Source organism: Stenotrophomonas sp. PFBMAA-4 (assembly GCF_030053215.1).
Classification (GTDB): domain Bacteria; phylum Pseudomonadota; class Gammaproteobacteria; order Xanthomonadales; family Xanthomonadaceae; genus Stenotrophomonas.
Map to the genome: position 1 here is coordinate 92,424 of NZ_JASGBW010000007.1, position 22,916 is coordinate 115,339.

Consider the following 22,916-nt stretch of genomic DNA (forward strand, 5'->3'; position numbering starts at 1 on the left):
AGAAAGACATGAGCACCCTGCCCACTGCCGAACAGATCCAGCACGACTGGGACACCCACCCGCGCTGGGAAGGCATCCAGCGCAACTACAGCGCCGCCGACGTGGTGCGCCTGCGTGGCACCGTCCACATCGAGCATTCGCTGGCCCGGCTGGGCGCGGAAAAGCTGTGGAAATCGCTGCACGAGCGCGAGTTCGTCAATGCGCTGGGCGCGCTGACCGGCAACCAGGCCATGCAGCAGGTCAAGGCCGGGCTGAAGGCGATCTACCTGTCCGGCTGGCAGGTGGCCGCCGATGCCAACCTGGCCGGGCAGATGTACCCGGACCAGTCGCTGTACCCGGCCGACTCGGTGCCGGCGGTGGTCAAGCGCATCAACAACACCCTCCTGCGCGCCGACCAGCTGCACCATGCCGAAGGCAAGGATGACATCGACTTCCTGCAGCCCATCGTGGCCGATGCCGAGGCCGGTTTCGGCGGCGTGCTCAACGCCTTCGAGCTGATGAAGGCGATGATCGAGGCGGGCGCCGCCGGCGTGCACTTCGAGGACCAGCTGGCCTCGGTGAAGAAATGCGGGCACATGGGCGGCAAGGTGCTGGTGCCGACCCGCGAGGCCATCGAGAAGCTCAACGCCGCGCGCCTGGCCGCCGACGTGCTGGGCGTGCCGACCCTGCTGGTGGCGCGCACCGATGCCGAAGCCGCCGACCTGCTGACCAGCGACATCGACGGCAACGACCAGCCGTTCACCACCGGCGAACGCACCGTGGAAGGCTTCTACAAGACCCGCAACGGCCTGGACCAGGCCATCAGCCGCGGCCTGGCCTACGCCCCCTATGCCGACCTGGTGTGGTGCGAGACCGGCAAGCCGGACCTGGAGTTCGCGCGGAAGTTCGCCGAGGCCATCCATGCCAAGTTCCCCGGCAAGCTGCTGGCCTACAACTGCTCGCCCAGCTTCAACTGGAAGAAGAACCTGGACGACGCCACCATCGCCAAGTTCCAGCGCGAGCTGGGCAGCTACGGCTACAAGTTCCAGTTCATCACCCTGGCCGGCTTCCACGCGCTGAACTACGGCATGTTCAACCTGGCCCACGGTTATGCACGCCGCCAGATGAGCGCCTTCGTGGAACTGCAGGAAGCCGAGTTTGAAGCGGCCGAGCGTGGCTTCACCGCGGTCAAGCACCAGCGCGAGGTCGGCACCGGCTACTTCGATGCGGTGACCCAGGCGATCCAGCAGGGCCAGTCGTCGACCACCGCGTTGACTGGCTCGACCGAAGAAGAGCAGTTCCACGGCGGCCGCAGCGAGCGCGCCGCCTGAGCCGACCTCGACCCCGTAGAGTCGAGCTTGCTCGACTGACGTGGACGTGGACGTGACCTCACCCGAAGCCAGGACAGTCGAGCAAGCTCGACTCTACCCCGGCCCTCGGACCCATCAGGGTGGCCAGGGAAGGGCCAGACGACGCCGGCAGGTCGGGGGACCTGCCGGCGTCGTTGTATCCGGGTGCCGCCCGCACGCGGCAACTGCCCTCATGAATGCGGGTTGCCCGCCTGTTCGGGCCCGATCGTGGTGTCTTCATGAAAAATGAGAAGACGCGCACAGTTTGATTCACTGCTATGCTCCGCTCCTCACCAGGGGACGCTGGCGGCGGGGAATGACCGGCAGGGGCGCGGCCGAGATGATCGACATGACAACCGGTATCGCCCAGGTGGCGATGGCCGAGATCGTGCACGCCGTTTTGTCAGGCGAGGAAGTGGCCCTGTTTTCGCGCTTCGCGCGCCCGCTGAAGATCGAGGCCGGGCAGTGGCTGTTCCATCGCGGCGATCGTGGCGAACGCATGTTCGTCATCGTGGAAGGCCGGATCGAACTTGATTTCGGTGAGGACCTGGTGGTCAAGACTCTGGGGCGGCACGAGTTCTTCGGTGAACTCGGCCTGCTGGTGGGCGACCACCTGCGCAGTGCCGGTGCCCGCGCGATCGAAGACTGCCAGCTACTGGAACTGGGCCCGGCTGATTTCCATTGCCTGGTTGAATCCGATCCGGGTCTGGTGGCCTATTTCCTGCGCCGCACGATCATGCGCATGCTGTCCAACGAACAGGTGCTGATCAGCCAGCTGCGCCGGCGCAACCACGACCTGGAAACCGCGCTGGACAACCTGTACATCACCACCCACCAGCTCACCCACACGCGCGAGCTGGTGCGTACCGATGAACTGACCGGCCTGCACAACCGCCGCGGCCTGACCCTGTACCTGCAGGAATGCCGCAGCCAGCCGCAGGGCGCACCGCAGGCGCTGCTGCTGATCGACTGCGACCGCTTCAAGCAGGTGAACGACCGCCACGGCCACCAGGCCGGTGACCGCGTGCTGCAGAGCATGGGCAACATCCTGCGTTCGATGGCCGGCGAGCACGACCTGGCGTGCCGGCTGGGCGGCGATGAGTTCTGCCTGATCCTGCGCCACGCCGACCGCCAAGCAGCCCAGCACGCGGCCGAGTTCATCCTGAGCGCGGTGCATGGCCTGATGGAACGCAGCCACGGCACTCCGCATATCACCCCGACCAGCATCGGCGTCAGCCTGCTGGCGGCCGATGCGGACTGGAGTGAGTGGTATGCGGGCGCCGACCGCGCGCTGTACCGGGCCAAGCGTGCCGGCGGCAACGGTCTGCATTGGGCCGACAACACGGACGAACGGTGAGCGGAGACCTTGGCGATGAATGGCGACACCGGAACGTCGATCCCTCATAACGCACAGCTGCGGGCGCTGTTGTTCACCGACCTGTGCGATTCGCTGCAGCTGGTGGAGCGTATCGGTGATGTCGCCGCAGCCGAATTCTTCCAGCAGCACGACCGCCTGGTGCTGGCGCTGCAGCAGCAGTGGAACGGGCAGTTGATCGATCGGTCCGATGGCCTGTTCGTTCTGTTCGAACGTCCCGTCGATGGCATCGGTTTTGCCATTTCCTACCAGAACGCGGTCGACGCGATGGGCCAAGAGCGTGGCATCGTGCTGCGCGCGCGCGCTGGCCTGCACGTGGGTGACGTGCTGTTCTGGGAAAACAGTGCCGAGGCCGTTGCCCATGGCGCAAAGCCGGTGGAGGTTGAGGGCCTGGCCAAGCCGATGGCCGCGCGCTTGATGCAGCTGGCGTGGCCGGGGCAGGTTCTGCTGTCCTCGGTGGCCGAGCAGATGGCGCGGCGTGCCAGCAGCGAGCTGCCCTGGTCGGCCGACGAACTGCGCTGGAAGGACCATGGGCTGTGGCGCTTCAAGGGCATCGGCGAGCGCCAGCAGGTGTTTGAAGTCGGCATCCGTGGCCGCGCGCCGCTGCGCCGGCCACGTTCGGGTGGTAAGGCGTGGCGCGATCTGCCCCTGTGGCGCCGCCCTGCCGCGCTGTTCACCGAGGCTGCGCTGGCGGCGGTGCTGGTGGTGGTGATGTGGACCCTGCTGCGACCGGCACCGGCGATCGCGTTCGCCGAGCGCGACTGGGTGATCCTGGCGGCGGTGAGCAACAGCACGGCCTACCCGCAACTGGATTCCAGCCTGGAACAGGCGCTCTACATCAGCCTGGGGCAGTCGCGCTTCGTCAACATCCTCAGCGAACTGAAGGTGCGTGACACTCTGCAGTTGATGCAGCGCCCAGCCAATGCCCGGCTGGACCGTGCTCTGGCGATCGAGGTTGCGCTGCGCGATGGTGCGCGCGCGGTGCTGATGCCCACCGTGCTGGAGCTCAACGGAAAAGTGCGGGTGGGCGTGGAGGTGGTGGACCCACGCAGCGGGCAGACGGTCTACACGCATTTTGCTGATGGCAATGGCCTGGATTCGATCCTGGCTTCCACTGACACCGTGGTGAAGGCACTGCGCAGCGATCTCGGTGAAGCGCTGCACGATGTCAGCCGTGAGCAGAAACCACTGCCAATGGTGGCTACCGCCAATCTTGACGCGTTGCACGCCTACGCCAAGGGCAGCGACGCACTGGCGCAGGAGCGTTTTGACGAGGCGCTGCTGTTCTTCCAGCAGGCCACGCGCCTGGATCCCCAGTTCACCTTTGCGTACATCGGGCAGATGCGACTGCAGTACGCCATGGGAAATGTCTCGGCGGCCGGCGAACTGTATCGCCAGGCAGTGTCGGGGCGCACGCGGTTGAGCGCGCGCGACCAGCTGTACCTGGACGCTTGGGGTGCGGACTTCAGCGGCGCCTCTCCGCAGCGCAGCGCAGAGAAGTGGCGGATGCTGACCCAGCTGTATCCGGATGATCCGGCCGGCTGGATGAACCACGCGATGGCCCTGTTCGCCTATGGCGACTATGACGGTGCGCTGGCCGACATGACGCCGCTGCTGGAACGCCATCAGCCACAGCGCGCGCTGGTTCTGTCCTTCGTCGGTCGCACCCAGCTTGCGCGTGGCGAGGTCAAGGCTGCTGTCGCTGCGTTCAAGGGTGCAGGCGCGCTGCCGAACTGGCAGGGCGACATGCTCGAGGTGGTCGCGTTGGTGCTGGATGGCGAAGCGCAGAAAGCACGCGAGCGCAGCGAGGCCATCACTTCGCGCGGGCTCGGTGCGCGCATGGAGTACAGCGGGCTTCTCGCTATGCAGGGCCGTGCGAAAGATGCTGCCGCTGAGATGAAACAGGCTGCAGCCCAGTGTGCAAGCGTGCCGGAGCTATGCGACATTCTGGCACTGCAGTCGGTGGCATGGACGGCACAGGCCGGCGGTGGTGTGTCCCGGCAGCAGTACGCCAGGTTGCTGGACCGAACGCTGGCGGCCGTGGCAGAGGGGGTTGGCGCTGCGCCGCGTCATCGCGCGTTCGTTGCGATGTCTGTGGCCTACCACCTGCAGCGCGCGGGGTTCGATGCCGAGCTGCGCTCCCGTCGGCCAGCGCTGGAAGCATTGGCTGAACGCAGCAACGACCCGCGGCTGCGGGAACTATGGGTGATGATGCGTGCGCGCGGCGAGCTGGATGCGGGGAGATCAGAGGTCGCGTCCTCATTGCTGAAGACGCTGGACAAGGGAACGCTGTATCAGTGGCACGTACTGCAGATGGATGTCGACCGCGCCCTTGGCGATGAGCTGGCAGTGCAGCGAACGCAGCACTGGTTGAGGCAGCGCACAGGCTTGGCCTTCGCTGAAGACGCCGGGGCCCTGGTATTGCTGCCATTGAATGTGGCCGACGCGCGTCGGCTGTCTGATGCGGCCAGCCCGCACCAGGCGGGAATGCCCTGAGGCAGGATCAGTCCTGCAGCCCCTTCAGCCCGCTTTCGAACATGAAGGGCACCTTGAACGGCCCCGTCGCCGCCAGCCGCTCGGTCATCAGCGCTGCGGCCTGAGCGAATTCTTCCTTGTCGCCCAGCGAGGCCAGCGGCGTTTGGCAGCCGTCCACGCAGTCGGCATCTGCGCCAAGCGCAATCAGTGCCTTTGCCGGATCTACGGCGAATGCGCTGCGGAAGGCATCATCGCTGGAGAGCTTCTCCAGCAGGGACTGAACGATTTCGGGGGAAAGGACGGAACGGGGCATGGATGGCTATCGCAGGTTGGGGAAAGAACAGGTATCGGCTGGGCGTGCGCAGAATTGATAGGGCGTCTCCCATGCCGCGCTATGATCGTGGGCTCCCCGAGTACCTGGACGCGCATCGAATGAACTTCCGTCGCTGCAGGACGATGATCGTCGAGCCGCTGGAGAAGCCGCATTTCGACCTGGATGGTCTGCTTTCGGGCGGCAGTGGCGTCAGCTTCGAACAATCGTTGCAGGTCGTGGCCGCGCACTTGCCGGCACCGTGTGCTGTCGATGTCGCCAGCTGCCTGTGGCTGCTTCAATGCAGCGCGGAGCAGTGGCAGCCGTTGCCTATGGAGCCGGACGCACGACAACGCGTGCTGGCATTGCTGGAGCAGGGGCTGCTGGTCAGCGACGATCCGGCCTATGCCACCGCAGCCGCGGCCGAACAGCAGGTACGCGACAGCCAGTGGTGGCCATTGTCGGCGCTGCATTACCAGCACTCACGCTGGGACGGCGTGGACAGTGTCGGCGACATGGAGCGCAGCCAGCTGACGACTGCGCAGGATCTGGTAAGCAACTTCGGCCCGCCGCCCGCCGAAGCGCCGATCCGCCGGCCCGGCGCACAGCCGTTGCCACGCTGTGACGACGACCCGACGCAGGCCCAGCTGCAGGCGCGTGCGACCTGCCGCAACTTCGACGGTACGCGTGCCGTGCCGTTGCCGATGCTGGCACGGCTGCTGCAGCAGGTGCTGATGGCGCAGGCGCACGTGGAAACCGAACCCGGTGTGCGCTTCCTGAAAAAGAACATCCCGTCGGCCGGCAGTCTCCATCCACTGGAAGCGTATGTGGTGGCGCGCAATGTGGAAAGGGTGCCGCCGGGCCTCTATCACTACCACGCCACCGAGCACGAACTGGGTCCAATTGCATCGACGCCCAATGACCTGGATAGCTTCTGCCACTGCCTGCTGGCCGGTCAGCACTGGTTCGCCAGCGCACCGGTGCTGCTGATCCTGACCTGCCGCTTCGAGCGCACGTTCTGGAAGTATCGCAGCCATGCCAAGGCCTATCGGGCGGTCACTCTGGATGCCGGCCATGTGTCGCAGGCCATTTACAGCGCGGCGACGGCGCAGGGGCTGGGCGCGTTCGTCACTGCCGCGATCAATGAGGCTGAGGCCGAGCGCGCGCTGGGCCTGCAGCCGATGGCTGAAGGCGCCTTGGCAGTCTGTGGCGTCGGCTGGCGTGCCACCGAGCGGGTCACGGCGGAGCTGGATCCGCTGGGCCGGGTGTGGCCGGTCACGCGCTGATCTGCAACGCGTGACCCTTCACGGGATCACCCCGCCTCGAAATCCACCAGCACCGCACCATCGCCCACCTGGTCACCAGCCTTGGCGCGATAACCCTTCACCGTGCCGTCGGCCGGTGCCTGCAGGGTGTGCTCCATCTTCATCGCTTCCAGCACCACCAGCGGCGTGCCGCGCTTTACCTGCGTACCGGCCTCGACCAGGGTGGCCACGATCTTGCCCGGCATCGGTGCCAGCAGGCTGCCGGCATCGGCGGTGGCGTTGTCGGATTCACCGACCGGGTCGTGCAGGGTGAAGCGGTGCTGGCCATTGGCGCCGAAGAGGAACACCTGGTCGCCTTCGCGCAGCAGCTGCAGCTGCCAGCGGCGGCCATCCAGCTGCACGCTCAGGCGGTCGCCGTCGGCGCTGCCGAGCACCGTGGCCGGTGCGGCATCATCGCGCTGCACGCGCCAGCCGTCGGCCTGCGCCCACACCTTCAGCGTGTGCGTGCGCTCGCCCTGCTGCAGCGGCAGCACACGCGGTGCCGAAGCACCCAAGCGCCAACCGTCCTGCACCTGCCACGGCGAATGCGGATCGCGCGCATCGCTGCCCGCACGCGCGGTGCTGGCCACGGCGGCGATTGCCGCCAGCTGCCACAGCGCATCGTCGCTGTCGCCGACCGCGCTCAGTGCAACCTGCTCGCGTTCGATCAGCGCGGTGTCGAGCTTCGCGTGCGCGAACGAATCGGTGTTCACCAGGCGACGCAGGAAACCGGCATTGGTGGTCACGCCCACCACCTGGCAGTCGGCCAGGGCCTGGCTCATGCGGCGCAGCGCGGCCTCGCGGTCCACGTCCCAGACGATCAGCTTGGCAATCATCGGGTCGTAGTACGGGGTGATGCTGTCGCCTTCTTCCACGCCGGTATCCACGCGCACGTTCGCCGAGGGCGTCGGCAGGCGCAGGCGGCGCAGGGTGCCGGTGGACGGCAGGAAGCCACGGTCGGCATCTTCGGCATACAGGCGCGCTTCGATGGCGTGGCCGTGGATGGCCAGTTGTTCCTGGCGCAGCGGCATCGGCTGGCCAGCGGCCACGCGCAGCTGCCATTCCACCAGGTCGGTGCCGGTGATGTACTCGGTCACCGGATGCTCGACCTGCAGGCGGGTGTTCATTTCCATGAAATAGAAATCGCCGTCCGGGCCGGCGATGAACTCCACCGTGCCCGCACCGACGTAGCCCACCGCGCGCGCGGCATCGACCGCGGCCTTGCCCATCGCCGCACGACGCTCGGCGCTCATGCCCGGTGCCGGGGCTTCTTCCAGCACCTTCTGGTGGCGGCGCTGCACCGAGCAGTCGCGCTCGAACAGGTACACCGCATCCCCGTGGGAATCGCCGAACACCTGGATCTCGATATGGCGCGGGCGCTCGACGTACTTTTCCACCAGCACGTGGTCGTTGCCGAACGCCGAAGCGGCCTCGCGCTGGCAGCTGGCCAGCGCATCGACGAAGTCCTCGCTGCGTTCGACCTTGCGCATGCCCTTGCCACCGCCACCGGCGCTGGCCTTGATCAGCACCGGGTAGCCGATGGCATCGGCCTGCGCGCGCAGGAACGCGGGCTCCTGCTGGTCACCGTGGTAGCCCGGGGTCAGCGGCACGCCGGCCTTGGCCATCAGCGCCTTGGCCGCGCTCTTGTCGCCCATCGCGCGGATGGCACTGGCCGGCGGGCCGATGAAGGTGATGCCGGCGGCGGCACACGCATCGGCGAAGTCGGCGTTCTCGGAGAGGAAGCCATAGCCGGGGTGGATGGCCTGCGCACCGCTGCGGCGCGCGGCGTCCAGCAGCACGTCGCCACGCAGGTAGCTTTCACGTGCGGCGGCCGCACCGATGTGGATGGCCTCGTCGGCCAGGCGCACGTGGCGCGCGTTGCGGTCGGCATCGGAATACACCGCCACGGTGGCGATGCCCAGGCGGCGGCAGGTGGCGATGACGCGGCAGGCGATCTCGCCGCGGTTGGCGATCAGTACTTTGGTGAACATGGCAACGGGCTTCATGGGAGCTTGCTCGGTCATGGCGCGGGTCACATGCGGAACACGCCGAAGCGCGTCTGCTGCGGGGCGGCGTTGAGGCTGGCCGACAGGGCCAGGGCCAGGACACGGCGGGTGTCGACCGGATCGATCACACCGTCATCCCACAGGCGCGCGCTGGCGTAGTAGGGGTGGCCCTGCTGTTCGAACTGGTCGCGGATCGGCGCCTTGAAGGCATCTTCTTCCGCGGCAGGCCACTGCCCGCCCTTGGCTTCGATGCCATCGCGCTTGACCGTGGCCAGCACGCTGGCCGCCTGCTCGCCGCCCATCACACCGATGCGTGCATTCGGCCACATCCACAGGAAGTTGGGCGAATAGGCGCGGCCGCACATGCCGTAGTTGCCGGCACCGAACGAGCCGCCGATGACCACGGTGAACTTGGGCACCTTGGCGCAGGCCACGGCCATCACCAGCTTGGCCCCGTCCTTGGCGATGCCGCCCTGTTCGTACTTGCGGCCGACCATGAAGCCGGTGATGTTCTGCAGGAACACCAGCGGGATGTTGCGCTGGGTGCACAGCTCGATGAAGTGCGCGCCCTTCAGCGCGGACTCGGAGAACAGGATGCCGTTGTTGGCGATGATGCCGATCGGGTAGCCGTTCAGATGCGCGAAGCCGGTGACCAGCGTGGCGCCATAGCGCGGCTTGAACTCATCGAAACGCGAGCCATCGACCAGGCGTGCGATCACTTCGCGCACGTCGTAGGGCTTGCGCGTATCGGCCGGAATCACGCCGTACAGGTCGTGCGCCGGCAGCAGCGGTTCCTCGCTGGCCTGCACCGCCATCGCCGGTTCCGGCTTGCGCCAGTTCAGCTGGGCGATGATCGCGCGCACCCGCGCCAGTGCCTGCAGGTCGTTGTCGGCCATGTGGTCGGCCACGCCGGAAATGCGCGTGTGCACGTCGGCGCCGCCCAGTTCCTCGGCGGTCACCACTTCACCAGTGGCGGCCTTCACCAGCGGCGGGCCGCCGAGGAAGATCGTGCCCTGCTCGCGCACGATCACCGTCTCGTCGCTCATCGCCGGCACATAGGCGCCGCCGGCGGTGCAGCTGCCCATCACGCAGGCGATCTGCGGGATGCCCTGCGCGGACAGGTTGGCCTGGTTGTAGAAGATGCGGCCGAAATGATCGCGGTCGGGGAACACCTCGTCCTGCAGCGGCAGGAAAGCACCACCGGAATCGACCAGGTAGATGCAGGGCAGGTGGTTCTGCTCGGCGATCTCCTGCGCGCGCAGGTGCTTCTTCACCGTCATCGGGTAGTAGGTGCCGCCCTTGACCGTGGCATCGTTGGCCACGATCACGCATTCGACGCCGCTGACCCGGCCGATGCCGGCCACCACGCCCGCGGCGGGCACGGCGTCTTCATACATGCCGTGCGCGGCCAGCGGCGCGATTTCCAGGAAGGCGCTGCCGGGGTCGAGCAGGGCGTCGATGCGGTCGCGCACCAGCAGCTTGCCGCGTGCGGTGTGCTTGGCGCGCGCGGCCTCGTTGCCGCCCAGCGCGGTGCGCGCCAGCGTGGCGTGCAGGTCATCCACCACGGCCTGCATGGCGGCGCGGTTGCTTTCGAAGGTGTCGCTGCCCGGTTGCAGCTGGCTGTTGAGGACGGTCATCGCAGTGGCCTTACAGGGTGCGCTGGAACAGTTCGCGGCCGATCAGCATGCGGCGGATCTCCGAGGTGCCGGCGCCGATTTCATACAGCTTGGCGTCGCGCCACAGGCGGCCGGTCGGGTATTCGTTGATGTAGCCGTTGCCGCCCAGGATCTGGATCGCCTGGCCGGTCAGCCAGGTGGCTTTCTCGGCGGCATACAGGATGGCACCGGCGGCGTCCTGGCGGGTGGTGCGGCCCTGGTCGCAGGCGCGCGCCACGGCGTACACATAGGCGCGGCAGGCACCCAGGCCCACGTACATGTCGGCGATCTTGGCCTGGATCAGCTGGAAGCTGCCGATGGCTTCACCAAACTGGTGGCGCTCGTGCACATACGGCATCACCACGTCCATGGCCGCGGCCATCAGGCCCAGCGGACCACCGGAGAGGACCACGCGCTCGTAGTCCAGGCCGGACATCAGTACGCGCACGCCACCGCCCACCTGGCCCAGCACGTTTTCTTCCGGCACTTCGCAGTCCTGGAACACCAGCTCGCAGGTGGGCGAGGAGCGCATGCCCAGCTTGTCCAGCTTCTGCGCGGTGGTGAAGCCCTTCATGCCCTTTTCGACCAGGAAGGCGGTGATGCCCTTGGCGCCGGCTGCCATGTCGGTCTTGGCGTAGACCACCAGCACGTCGGCATCCGGGCCGTTGGTGATCCACATCTTGTTGCCGTTGAGCACGTAGCGGTCACCGCGCTTGTCCGCGCGCAGCTTCATCGACACCACGTCCGAACCGGCGCCCGGCTCGCTCATCGCCAGCGCACCGACCAGCGCGCCGCTGCACAGGCCGGGCAGGAAGCGCTGCTTCTGTTCCTCGTTGCCGTTCTTGCGCAGCTGGTTCACGCACAGGTTGGAGTGCGCGCCATAGGACAGGCCGATGCCGCCGGAGGCGCGCGAAATCTCTTCCATCGCCACCACGTGGGCCAGGTAGCCCATGCCGGTGCCGCCGTATTCTTCTTCAACGGTGAGGCCCAGCAGGCCCTGTTCGCCCAGCTTCGGCCACAGGGCCAGCGGGAACTGGTTGGTGGCATCGGCCTCGGCGGCCAGCGGAGCGACCTCGGCAGCGGCAAAATGGGCCACGCTCTGGCGCAGCAGGTCGATCTCTTCGCCAAGATCGAAGTTCAGGGATGGCACGTGCATTGCGGCGGCTCCACGAGGAAGGTGGGGGAATGGACGCACCCGTCAGGGGGAGGCTGGTGGCTGTTGAAGGCAGCGGCCAGCACGGGCGATGGCCCCAGCGTAGCGGGGTTCGGGAAAGAAGTGAACACAAATTCAAAAATTGAAACTAGAATCAGGATATGGCCTACAAACGCTCTGCATTGATGGAAGAACGCCTGGCCGGGGCCCGTGAACGGATCCTGCTGGCGACCCGCGAGCTGGTGGCTGCCGGCGGCTGGCGCAACGCCCCGGTGACCGCCGTGGCGACCCAGGCCGGGGTGTCCACCGGACTGATCTACCGGCACTTCCCGTCCAAGGCCGAGCTGTTCGTGGAGGTGCTCAACGCCGCCGTGGCCCACGAGGTGGAGATCATGGAGCGCATCGCCAGCGGCCCCGAAGTGGCCAGCGAGCGCCTGCGCCTGGCCATCACCGCCTTCGTCCGCCGCGCCCTGGCCGGGCCGGGGCTGGCCCACGCCTTCATCGTCGAACCGGTGGACCCGGACGTGGAGGCCGAGCGCATGCGCGGGCGCCGCGCCTTCGGCGATGTGTTCCTGCGCCTGGTGGAAGAGGGCGTGGCGGCTGGCGAGCTGCCTGCGCAGGACGCGCATGCCACCGCCGCCTGCCTGGTGGGCGCCTTTACCGAAGCGATGGTCGGCCCGACCGCACCCAGCCGCGAAGCACACCGCGACGAAGGCGCACTGGTGGATGCGATCTGCAGCTTCTGCCTGCGCGCGATCGGCGCCCCCGCAAAACGGTAGCGCCGGGCCATGCCCGGCGGCCGTTGCCGCGCTGCGCGCTCGCCGGGCGTGGCCCGGCGCTACCCGCATGCGGCCACGGCCGCATGCTGCGCCGCACCAGCATCGACGCCTGTTGTCGCACGCAAAGCGCGTTCTATACTCGGCCCATCACGCAGTCGCTCAGCCGTGGTCCAACGACTATCAGCCAGGGGTAACGAAGAGTGCGGAATTACGATCTGGAGTTCCTGAAACGCTTCTCCATGGTGATCGCGCTGCTGGCGGCCATCACCCTCGGTCTCATCCTCCTGGCGGCGTACATCCACACCCGGATTCCGCCCGAGGTATCGCCCACGGCAGCCAAGCGCACCGAGCAGCGCATCTCGCCCACCGGCGCGGTGTATGCCGGCAGTACCGGCGCCGCCGCACAGGCCGCCGCCAAGGCCGCCGCACTGGCCAAGGCCGCGTCGCAGGTCGCCTATGGCGGCACCAAGGACGGCAAGGTCATCTTCGACAACCTGTGCACCGCCTGCCACACCACCGGCGTCGGCCAGGCGCCCACGCTCGACCACGCGCACTGGGACCAGCGCCTGGCGCAGGGCAAGGACACGCTCTACAAGCACGCCATCGAGGGCTACACCGGCCCGGATGGCGGCATCATGCCGCCCAAGGGCGGCAACCCGGCGCTCACCGAGGAGCAGATCCACGCCACCGTGGACTGGATGCTGGGCAACCTGAAGTAACCGCGGGAACGGCCAAACCGGGAAACGGCGGAATGGCGGAATGGGGGGGTAGAGTCGACTGTCAGTCGACTATCGCGCGCAGCGCGGGCTTTTCGGCGACGTAGCGAAGAGCAGTCGACTGACAGTCGACTCTACCCCCGCGCCCCCGTGCTTTGCCCACCGAGGCCTGATCGCCCATCGTGCCCCGCGCTGCAAGCGGGCCTGCACATTTCGGGGTTAGTCTGTGCGCCCATTTCGTGGAGTCGCCCGTCGATGCGCCGCCGTTCCCTCACCCTAGCCCTGTCCCTGCTGCTGCCGGCCACCGCCTTTGCCCAGGCCCAGCCGCAGGCCGCGCCGACCCCGACCGCCACCACCGCACGGAGCAAGGCCCCGGTCGTGCTGACCACGGCCCCGGCCGACTGGCGCGCGCTGGACGGCCAGCACGTGCGCATCGCCGCCCCGCTCACCCTGGCCGGCACCGATGGCCTGGAACGCTTCGGCCAGCTCACCGTGGCCTTCGACGGCCGCCTCTGGCAGCCCACCGAAGTGGCCGCGCCGGGTACGGCCGGCATCGAACAGGTGATGGCTGACAACCAGCGCCGCCGCCTGGTGCTGGATGACGGCAGCGATGCCCGCGACCCGGGCAGCGTGCCGTACCTGGCCGGCAACCCGGTGCTGCGCACCGGCATGCAGCTGCGCAACGTCGAAGGCATCGTGCGGGTGGACGCACAGGGCCGCCCCAGCCTGCAGGTGGAAGGCAGGCTGAAGCTGCCCGACCTGCAGCGCCCGGCAGTGCCCAAGGTGGCCGGCGACCTGCACATCGCCGCCTTCAACCTGGAGAACTTCTTCAACGGTGACGGCCAGGGCGGTGGCTTCCCGACCCTGCGCGGTGCGCGCACGCTGGACGAGCACAAGGCCCAGGTGGCCAAGCTGGTGGCCACCATCAGCGCGCTGGATGCCCACATCGCCGCGCTGATGGAACTGGAAAACGACGGCTACGGCCCGCAGTCGGCCATCGCCGAACTGCTGGCCGCGCTCAACGCCACGCTGGAACCGGCCCAGCAGTGGGCGATGGTCGATGCGGGCGAAGGCCCGGGCACCAATCCGATCCGGGTGGGCATCATCTACCGCAAGGGCCTGTTCAAGCCGCTGGGCGCACCGCTGACCAAGCTGGACGGCCCGTTCGCCGAACACAGCCGTGCGCCGCTGGCCCAGGCGTTCCAGGGCAACGGCGCGCCGTTCATGGTGGTCGCCAACCACTTCAAGTCCAAGGGCTGCCGCGATGCTGCCGGCGCCGATGCCGACCGCAATGATGGCCAGGGCTGCTGGAACGCCACCCGCGTGGAATCGGCGCGGCAGCTGAACCAGTGGGTCGGCGCCGAGGCAGCGCGCCTGAAGGTGAAGGACATCGTGCTGCTGGGCGACTTCAACGCCTACGCCCAGGAAGATCCGATCCGCACCCTGCATGACCTCGGCTGGCAGGACGCCTTCAAGGTGGCCAAGGTCGAGCACCCCTACAGCTACGTCTACAACGGCTACACCGGCCGCCTCGACCACGCGCTGCTGAGCCCGGGCATGGCCAAGCGCCTGCGCGGTGCCGCCGAATGGCACAGCAACGCCGACGAACAGGACGCCAGCGGTTACCAGGGCCGCAACGTGCCGGGCCCGTGGCGCAGCTCCGACCACGACCCGCTGCTGCTGGGTTTCGGTAAATAACCCAACATCGGGGTCGGATCCCATTCCAACGGAATGGGCTCTGACCCCGATGCATCGCGGGGTCTCAAACGCAGGGGTCAGAGCCCATTCCGCTGGAATGGGATCCGACCCCCGGCGGCCTTTCACCCCCAGGCGATCAACCCGATCGCCAGCACCGCCAGCGCCAGCCCGGCGCGGTTCCACTTCGTGGTGGCCTCGCCGAAGGCGAACACGCCCACCAGCGCGCCCAGCACCACCACGCCGATGTTCATGCCGGCGAACACGGTGGCCGGGCTGTCCGGCATCGACTGGTGCGCGTGCACATAGAACAGGATGTTGCCGCCGTTGAGCAGGCCCAGCAGCGCGCCGGCCCCCAGGTTGCGCCAGGCCAGCCGGCTGCGGCCGCTGGCATGCCGCCACAGCTGCAGCGCCAGCATCAGCACGAAGGCTACGCTGAAGCTGGCCAGCACCGCCGCCATCGACGGCGTGCCCGACAGCGCCACCTGCTTGAGCAGCACGTCCACCACGGCAAAGCCGCCCCACACGCCCAGCAGCCAGCCCCAGCCACCGGGCGAGGCCGCCACTGCAGGGCCACGCGGGCGCAGGCTGATGGCCACCATCGCCAGCAGGCCCAAGCCCAGCCCGGCCAGCTTCCACGGCGTGGCGGTCTGGCCGAAGAACAGGAAGGCTGCGGCCAGCGACAGCAGCAGCGACAGGCGCTGGGCCACATCGCTGCGCACGATGCCGGCCACCGCCACCGCGCGGCCCAGCACCAGGAAGATCGACGGCAGCACCACCGCCAGCGCCAGCAGCGACACCCACGGCGCATGCGGCGCGCGCAGCGCCTCCAGCGGCGGCTGCAGCACCACGGCGGTGAGGGTGGCGGCCACCAGGTAGTTCCAGGTCACCATCTGTGGCACGTCCAGCGCGCGGCGGTTGGCCAGTTTCAACAACACCGAAACCAGCACACTGCAGATCACGGCCAGGGACAGGTAGAGCATGGGGCGGGGCACAGGGCAGGGGCGGGGGACGGTATCATGGTGCCATGCACAAGCCCTCGTTCCCCGTCGCCCCCGGCGAAACCGCCTACCTCGTACTGGACGGCCCGGCCGGCCCGCTGGAAGTGGTCGTCGACCTGCCCAAGGCCGACGTGCCGGTGCAGCCGATCGTGGCCATCGTCTGCCACCCGCTGTCCACCGAAGGCGGCACCCTGCACAACAAGGTGGTCACCATGGCCGCCACCACCCTGCGCGAGCAGGGCATCACCACGGTGCGCTTCAACTTCCGCAGCGTGGGCGGTTCGGCCGGCAGCTTCGACCATGGCGTGGGCGAACAGGACGACCTGAAGGCCGTCACCGCCTGGGTGCGCAGCCAGCGCCCGGACGACCGCCTGTGGCTGGCCGGTTTCAGCTTTGGCGCGTTCGTTTCGCTGAAGGCCGCGGGCGAGCTGCAGCCGGAAGCGCTGATCTCGATCGCGCCGCCGGCTGGCCGCTGGGATTTCAGCGGCGTGCAGCCGCCGGCCCGCTGGCTGGTCATCCAGGGCGAGCAGGACGAGATCGTTGACCCGCAGGCCGTCTACCAGTGGCTGGAAACGCTGGACGCCCCGCACGAGCTGGTACGCATGCCCGAAACCAGCCACTTCTTCCATCGCAAGCTGATCGACCTGCGCGGCGCGCTCACCCACGGTGTCAAGCACTGGCTGGGCGCGGCGGCATGAGCGAGCAGGCGTTGACCCCGTCGCAGCGGTACGCGGCCGGGGTTGCCAGCGGCGACTGGCAGGACGATCCGGCCCAGCACGCGGCCCTGGCCGAACTGGACCGCATCCACCTGGGCCTGGTCGACAGCGCCGAGGACGGCTGGCTGGACCGCCTGTCCTCGTTCTGGAAGAAGCCGGAGCCGGTCAAGGGCCTGTACTTCTGGGGCGGCGTCGGCCGCGGCAAGACCTTCCTGGTGGACCTGTTCTACGACGGCCTGCCGATCAAGCAGAAGTACCGCACGCACTTCCACCGCTTCATGCGCAGCGTCCACGAGCGCCTGCGCGAGCACCAGGGGCAGAGCGACCCGCTGGCGAAGATCGCCCAGGAATGGCGCAGCAACCTGCGCGTGCTGGTGCTGGACGAGTTCTTCGTCACCGACATCGGCGATGCGATGCTGCTGGCGCGCCTGCTCGAGCGCCTGTTCGCCGAGGGCGTGACCCTGGTAACCACCTCCAATACGGCGGTGGAGAACCTGTATCTGAACGGCCTGCAGCGCGAGAGCTTCATGCCGGCCATCGGCCTGCTGCAGCGCTACTGCGTGGAGCTGTACGCCGAGGGCACCGAGGATTACCGCATGCGCGCGCTGACCCGCTCGCCGGTGTACCGCGCGCCGCTGGCGGCCGACAGCGATGGCTGGCTGGCCAGCCGTTGGGGCGAACTGAGCGGCGGGCAGCCGGCCAAGGCCGGCAACATCGAGATCGAGGGCCGCAAGATTGCGGTGCGGGGCCGCGGCAAGAGCATTGCCTGGTTCGATTTCGCCGCCCTCTGCGAAGGCCCGCGCGGCCCGTCGGACTACATCGAGATCGCGCACGAGTTCAACACGGTGCTGCTGGGCGGCATTCCTGCCTTCGACCGCCTGAACGAAGATGCCGCGCGCCGCTTCGTGAACCTGATCGACGAGCTGTACGACCGCCACGTCAACCTGGTCTGCACCGCCAGCACCTCGCCGGTGGAGCTGTATGCCGGCGAGCGCCTGCAGGGCGCGTTCGAGCGTACCGCCTCGCGCCTGATTGAAATGCAGAGCGCGGAGTACCTGGGCACCCCGCACCGGGCGTGACCCTTATGTAGAGCCGAGCCCACGCTCGGCTGCTGTTGGGGTGCTCGGGGGCTGCAGGGGGCAGCCGAGCGCGGGCTCGGCTCTACAACAGCGCGACGGGCTATCGGCTCGGCGCCACCGCATCGCCCTGCGGCTGCTCGCGCACGTTGGCCGCCGCCTGTACGTTGTCGCTGCGCTCGATCAGCCGCAGAGGCTGCCCCTGGTAGCGCACCTCCAGCGCGTCGTGGGCCTCGGCCACCGCCGCCACCAGCGGGCACAGCGCCTGCGCCTTGGCTTCCAGCTGCCGGCTGCGGGCCTCCATGCGGCGTTCAACCTCCGCATCCAGGCGGTCGGCGCGGCGCTCCATGGCTTCGCCACGGCCGGTGAACACCTGCCACAGCACGCTGCGGGTCATCGAAGTGGCCATGCTTTCGGCCATCTGCTCGATGTGTTCGTCGAAACCCTCGCCGAAGGTGGCCTGTTCCCAGTAGCCGCGGCCCAGGCTGCCGTCGATCCAGCCTTCCATCTCGCCCCGCATCGCACGCATCTGGCGGTTGCGGCGCTTGCCGGTGATGGCCTCGAAGGCGGCATCCAGCGCATCGAAGGTGACCCCGCTCACCTCATGCGCCAGCGCCGTGGCCGCCGGCATCAGCTGCCGGGCCCCGGCCTCCATCTGCCGCAGGCGGGCGGCGTCGGCCTCGCTGACCGGCACGACCGTGTTGTCCAGGCTCAGCACGCCATCGTGGAACACCACCTCGTGCGGCGCCTGCGGGCCGTGCCGCAGCCAGACGCCGCCACTGTCCACCAGCACGTCGTAGTCGGTGTGCATGCCGCACTGGTCGGCGCTCAGCGTCGGGCCGTCGCCGGCCATCGCCGGGGCGGCGGCCAGGCAGGCCAGCAGGGTCAGGGGCAGGCGCATGGTGGAGTCCTTTCCGGTCAGAGCAGGGCCCCAGCATCCCGCGCCCGCAAGGCGCCGTCACCGGCCGGAAGTCACTGCCCGGCGGCCATCCATCTGGCCATACCGGCTTTCCCACCGGCTGCCCACCATCTATCCACAGGGTTGTCCCTAGCCAGCTTCGTCGCTGTCATGTGAAGCTGTCATTGTTCCGTTTCCGCAGCACGTTGTACCGCCGATGTGACGCCTTCCGGGCTTGACTGCGCAGCCCGTTCCGGCAGGTCCAAAGCGTCCAGACGCGGCGCCGATGGCATGATCCTTGCGCCGCAAGGGATTACCAAATTTCACTACATTTGGCGTTGACGGCCCCCATCACCCCCACTATCTTGTGGCCGTCAGTCGCAACGACCCCATGTCTTGGGGTCCGCAACGGGGCACTACCGCAGTACCCGCCAGCGATCGTCAACCGGCAGTGGAAGGCGCAGGGTCTCACCTCCTGCGACGCCGTCCTGCCACCCTGGGCTGTCATGTCCCGGGTCGAGCAACCCTGATGCATACAGCACCCCCAATCACGCCAAGAGGACACACGCCGTGACCACCGAATCCAGCGCCACCATCGAGAAGGAAAGCGAGTTCCTGCTGACGTCGCCGCCGACGGCCAACGCGATGAGCGTGACCAAGCGCAACGGCACGACCGAGCTGGTGGATCTGAACAAGATCGTGCGCGCGGTGCAGCGTTCCTCCGAAGGCCTGCACGCCGTCGATCCGATGCGCGTGGCCACCCGCACCATCTCCGGCCTGTACAACGGCGCCACCACCCGCGAGCTGGACGAACTGTCCATCCGCACCGCCGCCCTGCTGATCGGTGAAGAGCCCGAGTACGGCCGCCTTGCCGCGCGCCTGCTGGCCAACTACATCGCCAAGGAAGTGTCGGGCCAGGAAATCTACGCCTTCTCGCAGTCGGTCGGCCGTGGCCACGAAGTGGGCCTGATCAACGACCGCCTGCTGAACTTCGTGCAGACCAACGCACGCAAGCTCAACGATGCCATCGACATCTCGCTGGACCTGAACTTCGATTACTTCGGCCTGCGTACCCTGTACGACCGCTACCTGCTGCGCCACCCGCACACCCGCAAGGTGATCGAGACCCCGCAGCAGTTCTTCCTGCGCATCGCCAGCGCGCTGAGCGAGGACGTGGCCGAGGCCCTGGCGCTGTACAAGCGCATGGGCAATCTGGACTACCTGCCGTCCAGCCCGACCCTGTTCAACTCCGGCACCACCCACGAGCAGCTGTCCTCGTGCTTCCTGCTGGATTCGCCGCAGGATTCGCTGGAATCGATCTACTCCAAGTACGGCGACATCGCCCAGCTGTCCAAGTTCTCCGGCGGCATCGGCGTCAGCTACACCCGCGTGCGTTCGCGTGGTTCGCTCATCAAGTCCACCAACGGCCACTCCAACGGCATCGTGCCGTGGCTGAAGACCATGGATTCGTCCGTGGCCGCGGTGAACCAGGGCGGCAAGCGCAAGGGCGCGGCCTGCGTCTACCTGGAAACCTGGCACGCCGACATCGAGGATTTCCTCGAGCTGCGTGACAACACCGGTGACGAATCGCGCCGTGCGCACAACCTGAACCTGGCCAACTGGATCCCGGACCTGTTCATGAAGCGCGTCGAGGCCGACCAGGAATGGTCGCTGTTCGATCCGCGCGTCGTGCCGGAGTTCACCGACCTGTTCGGCGAAGCCTTCGAAGCCGCCTACCTGCAGGCCGAAGCACAGGGCAAGGCCAACCGCACCATCTCCGCGCGCAAGCTGTACTCGCGGATGATGCGTACCCTGGCCGAGACCGGCAACGGCTGGATGACCTTCAAGGACAAGTGCAACCGCGCCAGCAACCAGACCCTGCGCGCCGGCAACGTCATCCACCTGTCCAACCTGTGCACTGAAATCCTGGAAGTCACCTCTGCTGAAGAGACCGCGGTGTGCAACCTGGGTTCGATCAACCTGGGCAACCACTTCGACGGCAACGGCGAGTTCGATTTCGACAAGCTGGCCGACACCGTGCGCCTGGCCGTGCGCCAGCTCGACCGCGTGATCGACCTGAACTTCTACCCGATCGAATCGGCGCGCCGCGGCAACCTGCGCTGGCGTCCGGTCGGCCTGGGCTGCATGGGCCTGCAGGACGTGTTCTTCCGCAAGCGCCTGCCGTTCGACGGCGCCGAAGCCCGCGCGCTGTCGAAGAAGATCGCCGAAACGATCTACTTCCACGCGCTGGAAACCTCGGTTGAACTGGCCCAGGAACGCGGCAAGCACCCGTCCTTCGCCGACACCCGTGCGGCCAGCGGCGAGCTGCAGTTCGATGCCTGGAACGTGGTGCCCGAAGATGCCGAGCGCTGGGATTCCCTGCGCGAGCGCATCAAGGAACACGGCCTGCGCAACTCGCTGATGATCGCCATTGCCCCGACCGCGACCATCGCCTCGATCGCCGGCTGCTACGAGTGCGTCGAACCGCAGGTGTCCAACCTGTTCAAGCGCGAAACCCTGTCCGGTGACTTCCTGCAGGTCAACCGCTACCTGGTGAACGAGCTGAAGAAGCTGGGCCACTGGACCCCGGAAATGCGCGACGCCATCAAGCTGGCCGAAGGCTCGATCCAGGGCATCACGCAGATTCCGGAGACGCTGCGCCACGTCTACCGCACCGCGTGGGAACTGCCGATGCGTTCGCTGATCGACATGGCCGCCGACCGTGGCGCCTTCATCGACCAGTCGGCCTCGCTCAACCTGTTCATGGAAAGCCCGAACATCGGCGCGATGTCCTCCATGTACATGTACGCCTGGAAGCAGGGCATCAAGACCACCTACTACCTGCGTTCGCGCCCGGCCACCAAGATCGCCAAGACCACGGTCAGCCACACCGCAAGCGCCGGCCCGGAGAAGGTGTTCAGCCCGGAAGAGGCCATCGCCTGCTCGCTGGAAAACCCGGAAGCCTGCGAGGCTTGCCAATAAGAGCGGCACCGCCGCGCGGTAGTGCCGGCCGCTGGCCGGCAACCCCGGCCAACGATCATCACCCACGGTAGCGCCGGGCCATGCCCGGCGGCTCACCCAGGAATTCAAGGAAACACCCATGGCCGACAAGCCCAAGCAGATGCTGCTCGATCCCGGTTTTGAACTGACCCTGCGCCCGATGCGCTACCCGCAGTTCTATGACATGTACCGGAACGCGATCAAGAACACCTGGACGGTGGAAGAGATCAACTTCCAGATCGACATCAGCGACCTGCACAGCAAGATGTCGCCGGGTGAGCGCCACCTGATCCACCGCCTGGTCGCGTTCTTCGCCACCGGCGATTCGATCGTGTCCAACAATCTGGTGCTGAACCTGTACCAGCACCTCAACGCGCCCGAAGCGCGCATGTACCTGTCGCGCCAGCTGTATGAAGAAGCGCTGCACGTGCAGTTCTACCTGACCCTGCTCGACAACTACCTGCCGGATCCGGACGAGCGCGCCAAAGCCTTCGACGCGGTGGAGAACATCGACTCGATCAAGAAGAAGGCTGATTTCTGCTTCAAGTGGATCGACTCGATCCAGAGCCTGAAGCGCATCGAGACCCGCGAAGAGCGTCGCCAGTTCCTGCTGAACCAGATCTGCTTCGCCGCGTGCATCGAAGGCCTGTTCTTCTTCGCCGCCTTCGCCTACGTCTACTACTTCCGTTCGCGTGGCCTGCTCAACGGCCTGGCCTCGGGCACCAACTGGGTGTTCCGCGACGAAAGCGCGCACATGGATTTCGCCTTCGAGTGCGTGGACGTGATCCGCGAGGAAGAGCCGGACCTGTTCGACGACAAGATGAAGCAGGACGTCTACGAAATGCTGGCCGAAGCCATCGAGTGCGAAGTGCAGTTCGCCGAGGACGTGCTGTCCGGTGGCGTGGCGGGCATCTCCACCCGTGACATGCGCCAGTACCTGCAGCACTGCGCCGACAACCATTTCCATCGCCTGGGCATGGAGCGCAAGTACAACGTGCGCAACCCGCTGAGCTTCATGGAACTGCAGGACGTGCAGGAACTGACCAACTTCTTCGAACGCCGCGCCTCGGCCTACCAGGTCGGCGTGCAGGGCGAAGTCGCCTTCGACATGAACTTCTGATCGAACCGGTCAGGTCTGTCGCAACGGAAAACCCCGGCAATGCCGGGGTTTTTTGTGGGCGAATGTGGGCCTCTGTAGAGCCGAGCCCATGCTCGGCTCACGCGCGCAGCGCGCAATGACGCAAACCGCATCGACGGTCGATCACGACCCAACGCGTCGGCTCTGCCCGCAATGCGCCGGCATGTCGCGTAAGCCACTGGAATCACGCGGATTCCGCTGCACATCATGGCGCGCTGCTGGCGAACCCGCAGCCGGGACTGCAATCCCGTGAAAGAAGTCAGAGTTAGGCTCATCAACCGTCGCCGGCAT

Annotated in this window: 17 protein-coding genes; 11 read left to right on the forward strand and 6 right to left on the reverse strand. The window is 67.3% G+C overall.

Features of this window, described 5'->3' with window-relative positions; all coding sequences use genetic code 11:
• The first annotated feature begins 8 nt into the window (after positions 1-8).
• The 3 genes from aceA (at position 9) to QMZ26_RS06890 (ending at position 5,199) form a co-directional block, all read left to right on the forward strand.
• Positions 9-1,310: an isocitrate lyase gene (gene aceA / locus QMZ26_RS06880; protein ID WP_108745712.1), complete on the forward strand. Its 1,302-nt coding sequence runs from the start codon at positions 9-11 to the stop codon at positions 1,308-1,310.
• A 334-nt stretch (positions 1,311-1,644) separates the two neighbouring features.
• The gene (locus tag QMZ26_RS06885) at positions 1,645-2,685 is read left to right on the forward strand and encodes a GGDEF domain-containing protein (RefSeq protein WP_283220989.1); all 1,041 of its coding nucleotides are present in this window, start codon (positions 1,645-1,647) and stop codon (positions 2,683-2,685) included.
• A 15-nt stretch (positions 2,686-2,700) separates the two neighbouring features.
• Entirely contained in the window at positions 2,701-5,199 is a 2,499-nt protein-coding gene (locus tag QMZ26_RS06890; RefSeq protein WP_283220990.1) for a putative peptide modification system cyclase, read from the forward strand.
• Between the two features lie 7 nt (positions 5,200-5,206).
• Here the strand turns inward: QMZ26_RS06890 and QMZ26_RS06895 are convergent, their stop codons facing one another.
• Positions 5,207-5,491, reverse strand: coding sequence for an NHLP-related RiPP peptide (locus QMZ26_RS06895; protein ID WP_200733981.1), 285 nt, complete (start codon positions 5,489-5,491; stop codon positions 5,207-5,209).
• A gap of 119 nt (positions 5,492-5,610) precedes the next feature.
• On the opposite strand from QMZ26_RS06895, the gene QMZ26_RS06900 reads away from it, so the two are divergent.
• On the forward strand, positions 5,611-6,774 hold the full coding sequence (locus QMZ26_RS06900) for a putative peptide maturation dehydrogenase (RefSeq protein ID WP_283220991.1): 1,164 nt from the start codon (positions 5,611-5,613) through the stop codon (positions 6,772-6,774).
• 26 nt (positions 6,775-6,800) lie between these two features.
• On the opposite strand, the gene QMZ26_RS06905 is transcribed toward QMZ26_RS06900, so the two are convergent.
• The 3 genes from QMZ26_RS06905 to QMZ26_RS06915 are packed head-to-tail and all read right to left on the reverse strand — an operon-like array spanning position 6,801 to position 11,609.
• On the reverse strand, positions 6,801-8,783 hold the full coding sequence (locus QMZ26_RS06905) for an acetyl/propionyl/methylcrotonyl-CoA carboxylase subunit alpha (RefSeq protein WP_283220992.1): 1,983 nt from the start codon (positions 8,781-8,783) through the stop codon (positions 6,801-6,803).
• Between the two features lie 41 nt (positions 8,784-8,824).
• Complete coding sequence (locus QMZ26_RS06910; protein WP_283220993.1) at positions 8,825-10,435, reverse strand: carboxyl transferase domain-containing protein; 1,611 nt, start codon at positions 10,433-10,435, stop codon at positions 8,825-8,827.
• Between the two features lie 10 nt (positions 10,436-10,445).
• Positions 10,446-11,609, reverse strand: a complete 1,164-nt coding sequence (locus tag QMZ26_RS06915; RefSeq protein WP_079224828.1) for an isovaleryl-CoA dehydrogenase — start codon at positions 11,607-11,609, stop codon at positions 10,446-10,448.
• 158 nt (positions 11,610-11,767) lie between these two features.
• Here QMZ26_RS06915 and QMZ26_RS06920 point away from each other — a divergent pair, with 158 nt between their 5' ends.
• From QMZ26_RS06920 to QMZ26_RS06930, 3 genes are all read left to right on the forward strand, one after another.
• Positions 11,768-12,385 carry a TetR/AcrR family transcriptional regulator gene (locus QMZ26_RS06920; protein WP_283220994.1) on the forward strand — a complete coding sequence of 206 codons (618 nt, stop codon included), beginning with the start codon at positions 11,768-11,770 and terminating at the stop codon, positions 12,383-12,385.
• Between the two features lie 200 nt (positions 12,386-12,585).
• A complete protein-coding gene (locus QMZ26_RS06925) occupies positions 12,586-13,104 on the forward strand; it encodes a c-type cytochrome (protein WP_079224832.1) in 519 nt (172 codons plus the stop codon).
• A 252-nt stretch (positions 13,105-13,356) separates the two neighbouring features.
• Complete coding sequence (locus QMZ26_RS06930) at positions 13,357-14,799, forward strand: ExeM/NucH family extracellular endonuclease (RefSeq protein WP_283220995.1); 1,443 nt, start codon at positions 13,357-13,359, stop codon at positions 14,797-14,799.
• A 122-nt stretch (positions 14,800-14,921) separates the two neighbouring features.
• Here QMZ26_RS06930 and QMZ26_RS06935 read toward each other — a convergent pair whose 3' ends face one another.
• On the reverse strand, positions 14,922-15,779 hold the full coding sequence (locus tag QMZ26_RS06935) for a hypothetical protein (RefSeq protein WP_108745720.1): 858 nt from the start codon (positions 15,777-15,779) through the stop codon (positions 14,922-14,924).
• Between the two features lie 44 nt (positions 15,780-15,823).
• Between QMZ26_RS06935 and QMZ26_RS06940 the strand changes: the two genes are divergently transcribed.
• Both QMZ26_RS06940 and zapE read left to right on the forward strand, forming a co-directional pair.
• Positions 15,824-16,495 carry a CocE/NonD family hydrolase gene (locus QMZ26_RS06940; protein WP_283220996.1) on the forward strand — a complete coding sequence of 224 codons (672 nt, stop codon included), beginning with the start codon at positions 15,824-15,826 and terminating at the stop codon, positions 16,493-16,495.
• Positions 16,492-17,592 (forward strand): cell division protein ZapE, encoded by a 1,101-nt coding sequence (gene zapE, locus QMZ26_RS06945; RefSeq protein WP_079224839.1) that lies wholly within the window; start codon positions 16,492-16,494, stop codon positions 17,590-17,592. Before QMZ26_RS06940 ends, zapE begins: the two co-directional genes overlap by 4 nt.
• Positions 17,593-17,692: 100 nt before the next feature.
• Here zapE and QMZ26_RS06950 read toward each other — a convergent pair whose 3' ends face one another.
• Positions 17,693-18,490, reverse strand: coding sequence for a DUF2884 family protein (locus tag QMZ26_RS06950; protein WP_283220997.1), 798 nt, complete (start codon positions 18,488-18,490; stop codon positions 17,693-17,695).
• Between the two features lie 567 nt (positions 18,491-19,057).
• Here QMZ26_RS06950 and QMZ26_RS06955 point away from each other — a divergent pair.
• Together QMZ26_RS06955 and QMZ26_RS06960 are read left to right on the forward strand one after the other, a co-directional pair.
• The gene (locus QMZ26_RS06955) at positions 19,058-21,469 is read left to right on the forward strand and encodes a ribonucleoside-diphosphate reductase subunit alpha (RefSeq protein WP_200733989.1); all 2,412 of its coding nucleotides are present in this window, start codon (positions 19,058-19,060) and stop codon (positions 21,467-21,469) included.
• Positions 21,470-21,587: 118 nt separating this feature from the next.
• The gene (locus tag QMZ26_RS06960) at positions 21,588-22,607 is read left to right on the forward strand and encodes a ribonucleotide-diphosphate reductase subunit beta (protein ID WP_079224844.1); all 1,020 of its coding nucleotides are present in this window, start codon (positions 21,588-21,590) and stop codon (positions 22,605-22,607) included.
• Positions 22,608-22,916: the final 309 nt, after the last annotated feature.